The following is a 402-nucleotide window of genomic DNA, read 5'->3' on the forward strand; positions in this document are numbered from 1 at the left end:
GTCATACGCTGAGTGGCCAGCATATGATTCGACTTCACTCTACGACCGGAGTTCTCTCGCCGGCCTGAAAGAAGACATCTGGACCGTTGCGTCCACATGGTTCGACCACCAGGCTCACCACTCCGTCGACGAGTTCGTATCTCACTACCCAGTAGCGTACGTCGAGTTTGGGCCACATGTCCGGTATTCTGGAGCTATTCAGTACGAGATGGCTCAACTGTTCCGATTATTTCTACTCAAAGAACTTCACGGCTGGGCCCACGAGACGGCACTCCTCACGTACCTCACTCACCATCCTGAACTCCATGAACAACTAGACATAGAGACGGTCCCAGACCAGTCGACGCTATGGCGAAGCTGGCACGAACGATTCACTACAGAGCTTCGCGAGACAATTGAGGC

Annotated in this window: 1 protein-coding gene; it reads left to right on the plus strand. The window is 53.7% G+C overall.

The window, feature by feature from the left end:
* On the plus strand, positions 1–402 hold a 402-nt coding region (locus FY251_RS23280), incomplete at both ends, for a transposase (RefSeq protein WP_187367506.1).

It is taken from the genome of Haloferax sp. KTX1, assembly GCF_902410085.1.
Lineage (GTDB): Archaea > Halobacteriota > Halobacteria > Halobacteriales > Haloferacaceae > Haloferax > Haloferax massiliensis.